The organism is Bacteroides sp. 1001302B_160321_D4, assembly GCF_015667765.1.
GTDB classification, from domain to species: Bacteria; Bacteroidota; Bacteroidia; order Bacteroidales; family Bacteroidaceae; genus Bacteroides; species Bacteroides xylanisolvens.
Window position 1 is genome coordinate 1 of sequence record NZ_JADPLO010000122.1, and the last position, 5464, is coordinate 5464.

Consider the following 5464-nt stretch of genomic DNA (forward strand, 5'->3'; position numbering starts at 1 on the left):
TATCAATTTGTAAATTGTAATTAGTAACTTGTAATTAAAACAATATGACTTTAGTAGACAGATTTTTAAAGTATGTAAGCTTCGATACACAATCTGATGAATCGACAGGGCTTACTCCAAGTACTCCGAAGCAGATGATTTTTGCTGAATACTTGAAAAAAGAGTTGGAATCTTTGGGATTGGAAGATATTACTTTGGATGAGCATGGCTATCTTTTTGCTACACTTCCTGCCAATATAAATAAAGAAGTACCCACTATCGGGTTTATTGCCCACATGGATACAAGTCCTGATATGACGGGTAAAGATGTCACTCCGCGCATTGTGGAAAAGTATGACGGTTCGGATATTGTGCTTTGTGCTGAAGAGAATGTAGTCCTTTCTCCATCACAATTCCCGGAATTGCTGGATCATAAGGGAGAAGACTTGATTGTAACCAACGGAAAAACGTTGCTCGGTGCCGACGACAAAGCCGGTATCGCGGAAATTGTATCAGCGATGGTTTATCTGAAGGAACATCCCGAAATCAAACACGGTAAAATCCGTATCGGCTTCAATCCTGACGAAGAAATCGGTGAAGGTGCTCATAAATTCGATGTAGAGAAATTCGGTTGTGAATGGGGATATACGATGGATGGAGGTGAAGTAGGGGAGTTGGAGTTTGAGAACTTTAATGCTGCTGCCGCAAAAATAACCTTTAAAGGACGTAATGTGCATCCGGGATATGCCAAGGATAAGATGATTAACTCTATCTATCTTGCCAATCAGTTTATTACGATGCTTCCCTCACAGGAAAGACCAGAACATACGACCGGCTATGAAGGATTCTATCATTTGATTGGTATTCAGGGGGATGTGGAGCAAAGCACTGTGTCTTATATCATCCGCGATCATGACCGTGCAAAATTTGAGAACCGTAAAAAAGAGATAGAACGTCTGGTAGCTCAAATGAACGCTGAATATGGAGCTGGTACTGCGACACTCGAACTGCGCGACCAGTATTATAATATGCGTGAGAAAATAGAACCGGTAATGCACATCATCGATACTGCTTTTGCAGCTATGGAAGCCGTGGGTGTGAAACCGAATGTAAAACCGATTCGTGGAGGTACGGATGGTGCGCAGCTTTCTTTTAAGGGATTGCCTTGTCCGAATATCTTTGCCGGTGGTCTGAATTTCCACGGTCGTTACGAATTTGTGCCTATCCAGAATATGGAGAAAGCAATGAAAGTGATCGTAAAAATAGCAGAACTGGTGGCTTCCAAATAAAAAGACGGTAAGCTCCGGTAATACTTAATACCTGATACTTAAAACTTAATACTTTAAAATAATGAAAACCACTCCGTTTACAGAGAAACATATAGCACTTGGTGCTAAAATGCACGAGTTTGCAGGTTATAATATGCCTATTGAATACTCCGGTATCATTGATGAACACATAACTGTTTGTCAAGGTGTCGGTGTATTTGATGTATCGCACATGGGAGAATTTTGGGTGAAAGGACCGCAAGCGTTGGCCTTTCTGCAGAAAATAACATCTAACAATGTGGCGGCACTGGCTCCGGGTAAAATACAATATACTTGTTTTCCGAATGAGGATGGGGGGATTGTAGATGATTTGCTGGTTTATCAGTATGAACCGGAAAAATACATGTTGGTGGTGAATGCTTCCAATATGGAAAAAGACTGGAACTGGTGTGTTTCTCACAATACGGAGGGAGCCGAGTTGGAAAATTCGTCGGATAACATAGCTCAACTTGCTATACAGGGTCCGAAGGCTATTTCGGTTCTGCAAAAGTTGACGGATATTGATCTTGCTACTATTCCTTATTATACATTTAAGGTTGGAACGTTTGCAAGTGAAGAGAATGTGATTATCTCCAATACGGGTTATACCGGTGCGGGAGGTTTTGAGCTTTATTTCTATCCGTCTGCGGCTGATTCTATATGGAAGGCTATTTTTGAAGCTGGTGAAGAGTATGGCATTAAACCTATCGGTTTGGGTGCCCGTGATACGCTCCGGTTGGAAATGGGCTTCTGTCTGTATGGCAATGATCTGGATGATACGACTTCTCCGATAGAAGCCGGATTGGGATGGATCACTAAGTTTGTGGAGGGCAAGGATTTTGTCAACCGTCCGATGCTGGAAAAACAGAAAGCGGAAGGTGTTACCCGTAAACTGGTTGGCTTTGAAATGGTTGATCGCGGAATTCCCCGTCATGGCTATGAACTGGTAAATGCTGAAGGCGAGCAAGTAGGAGTGGTTACTTCCGGTACGATGTCGCCTACCCGTAAGATTGGTATCGGCATGGGATATGTAAAGCCGGAATATAGTAAAGTGGGCACGGAAATCTGTATTGATATGCGTGGTCGGAAGTTAAAAGCAGTGGTAGTGAAACCTCCTTTTAGAAAATAAGAAATAAGCTGGTTGTTGTGTATAGCCCCGGATAAGTATCGACTCTATCCGGGGCTAACTTATTTTAGGACGTTATTGCAAAACATATCCGTAGATATGTTGTTTATCCCATAGAAATAATATAATTTTGTCATCAAATACGATGAAATAATGTCTCAATTACCTACTCTTATAGCTGACCTCGCACTGATATTGATCTGTGCCGGTGTTATGACTTTGTTGTTTAAGAAGTTGAAGCAACCTCTGGTCTTGGGATATGTAGTTGCCGGATTCCTGGCAAGTCCGCATATGCCGTATACTCCTTCAGTGATGGATACTGCCAATATTAAGACATGGGCAGATATTGGTGTCATTTTCTTACTGTTTGCTCTTGGTTTGGAATTTAGTTTTAAGAAGATTGTCAAGGTGGGTGGTTCTGCCATCATTGCTGCCTGTACCATCATCTTTTGTATGATTTTGTTGGGAATAGGAGTCGGCATGGGTTTCGGCTGGCACAGGATGGACAGTCTGTTCTTGGGCGGTATGATTGCGATGTCGTCTACTACTATTATTTATAAAGCTTTTGATGATTTAGGATTAAGGAAGAAGCAGTTCACCGGACTTGTGTTGAGTATCTTGATTTTGGAAGATATTTTGGCTATTGTATTAATGGTGATGCTTTCCACTATGGCGGTAAGCCAACATTTTGAAGGTACCGAGATGTTGGAGAGTATCGGGAAATTATTGTTTTTCCTTATTCTGTGGTTTGTTGTCGGTATCTATCTGATTCCTGAATTCTTGAAACGCTGCCGGAAATTGATGGGAGAGGAGACTCTGCTTATTGTGTCGTTGGCACTTTGTTTCGGTATGGTAGTGATGGCGGCTCATACAGGATTTTCTGCTGCATTTGGTGCATTTATAATGGGATCTATTCTGGCGGAAACAATCGAGGCGGAATCCATAGACCGGCTGGTGAAACCGGTAAAGGATCTTTTTGGAGCTATCTTTTTCGTATCGGTCGGTATGATGGTGGATCCTGCAATGATTGTAGAATATGCCGTACCTATTATAGTTATTACTTTGGCTGTTATCTTGGGACAGGCCGTTTTTGGTACATTCGGTGTTATTCTCTCCGGAAAGCCTTTAAAGACGGCTATGCAATGCGGCTTTAGTTTAACGCAGATCGGCGAATTTGCGTTTATTATTGCTTCTTTGGGAGTCTCTTTGCATGTAACGAGTGACTTTCTGTATCCGATAGTGGTAGCGGTTTCTGTGATTACTACTTTCCTGACTCCTTATATGATTCGTTTTGCCGAGCCGGCTTCTACTTTTGTGGATGCTCATCTTCCGGAATCATGGAAAAAAATAATGATGCGTTATTCTTCCGGTTCGCAAACAGCTCTGAATCACGAGAATTTGTGGAAGAAGCTAATCTTGTCAATGGTACGTATAACAGTTGTTTATTCAATTGTCAGTATGTCGATTATTGCACTTTCTTTTCGTTTTGTCGTGCCATTCTTTAAAGAGAATCTGCCTCATTTCTGGGCATCATTGTTGGGAGCGGTATTTATCATTCTGTGTATTGCTCCTTTCTTGCGTGCCATTATGGTGAAGAAAAATCATTCGGTTGAGTTTATGACCTTATGGCATGACAGCCGTGCCAACCGCGCACCGCTGGTATCGACAATCGTGATTCGTATTATGATAGCGGCACTTTTTGTTATCTTTGTTATTTCCGGATTATTTAAGGCGTCTATCGGATTGATTATTGGAGTGGCTGTACTTGTTGTATTGTTGATGGTATGGTCTCGCCGTTTGAAGAAGCAATCGATATTGATTGAACGTCGTTTCTTTCAGAATCTCCGTTCCAGAGATGTACGTGCAGAGTATCTGGGAGAGAAAAAGCCGGAGTATGCCGGTCGTTTGTTGTCGCATGATTTGCATCTTGCCGATATGGAAATTCCGGGTGAATCCAGTTGGGCGGGAAAGACATTGATGGAGCTGAATCTGGGGAAGAAGTTTGGAGTTCATGTTGCTTCTATTCTTCGTGGAAAGAGGAGGATTAATATCCCCGGTGGTTCTGTCCGCCTGTTTCCGATGGATAAGATACAGGTGATAGGTACAGATGAACAATTAAGTGTGTTTAATGAGGCGATGCAAAACGGAGCGAAGATAGACTGGGAGGTCTATGAAAAGAGCGAGATGGCTTTGAAGCAGTTTATCATTGACAGTGATTCTGTTTTTCTGGGTAAAACGATTCGTGAATCGGGTATCCGCGACAAATATCATTGTATGATAGCCGGTGTTGAAAGTGAAGACGGTACACTGATGGTTCCTGATGTAAATGCTCCACTCGAAGAAGGCGATGTTGTTTGGGTGGTAGGCGAAAAAGAGGATGTGTACCAATTAGTCGATCAAAAAAACGAAAAAGTACAAGCAGGATAAGAATGGAATACTTATTTTTGCAACGATAAAAACTTAAAATAATAATATCATGAAGAGTGATCCGAAAGAATGTCTGTATTGCCAGAACAATGAAACGCTGCATAATCTGATGATTGAGATTGCGCAATTGAGTGTGTCACGTGTGTTTTTGTTTAAGGAACAAACCTACCGTGGACGTTGTCTTGTTTCTTATAAAGACCATGTGAACGATTTGAATGAATTGAGTGATGAAGATCGTAATGCTTTTATGGCAGATGTAGCGCGTGTCACTCGTGCCATGCAAAAAGCTTTCCAGCCGGAAAAGATTAATTATGGTGCTTACTCGGATAAATTGTCTCATTTGCATTTTCATTTAGCACCTAAATATGTGGATGGACCTGATTATGGAGGTATATTCCAAATGAACCCGGGAAAGGTTTATCTGACTGATGCAGAATATCAGGAATTGATTGATGCTGTTAAGGCAAACCTATAAACGGTAAATTTTGCGGGGTGCCCTGAAAGGGCTTAATTATACAGCGTAGGGCAACGCCCTACGAAAAAACGGTAATCTGAATTTGCGCCCTGAAAGGGCATAATTGTATACAGTTCCGCCCTTTCAGGGCTTGTGGCTGGTGTGTTTTTT

At 41.8% G+C, this 5464-nt stretch carries 4 protein-coding genes; all 4 read left to right on the plus strand.

All coding sequences use genetic code 11. The features are described 5' to 3' along the window. Window positions 1–44: 44 nt before the first annotated feature. Complete coding sequence (gene pepT / locus KFO40_RS25055) at window positions 45–1268, plus strand: peptidase T (RefSeq protein ID WP_004302053.1); 1224 nt, start codon at window positions 45–47, stop codon at window positions 1266–1268. Between the two features lie 61 nt (window positions 1269–1329). After that, complete coding sequence (gcvT, locus tag KFO40_RS25060; protein ID WP_120079044.1) at window positions 1330–2415, plus strand: glycine cleavage system aminomethyltransferase GcvT; 1086 nt, start codon at window positions 1330–1332, stop codon at window positions 2413–2415. 150 nt (window positions 2416–2565) lie between these two features. Next, window positions 2566–4839, plus strand: a complete 2274-nt coding sequence (locus KFO40_RS25065) for a cation:proton antiporter (protein WP_008644441.1) — start codon at window positions 2566–2568, stop codon at window positions 4837–4839. 49 nt (window positions 4840–4888) lie between these two features. Beyond that, window positions 4889–5314, plus strand: coding sequence for an HIT family protein (locus tag KFO40_RS25070; RefSeq protein ID WP_004302057.1), 426 nt, complete (start codon window positions 4889–4891; stop codon window positions 5312–5314). The last annotated feature ends 150 nt before the right edge of the window (window positions 5315–5464 follow it).

What these genes read in the sequence shown, in the direction of transcription:
- pepT (WP_004302053.1), top strand. Translation starts at nt 45, where the DNA reads ATGACTTTAGTAGACAGATTTTTAAAGTATGTAAGCTTCGATACACAA.
- KFO40_RS25065 (WP_008644441.1), top strand. Translation starts at nt 2,566, where the DNA reads ATGTCTCAATTACCTACTCTTATAGCTGACCTCGCACTGATATTGATC.
- gcvT (WP_120079044.1), top strand. Translation starts at nt 1,330, where the DNA reads ATGAAAACCACTCCGTTTACAGAGAAACATATAGCACTTGGTGCTAAA.
- KFO40_RS25070 (WP_004302057.1), top strand. Translation starts at nt 4,889, where the DNA reads ATGAAGAGTGATCCGAAAGAATGTCTGTATTGCCAGAACAATGAAACG.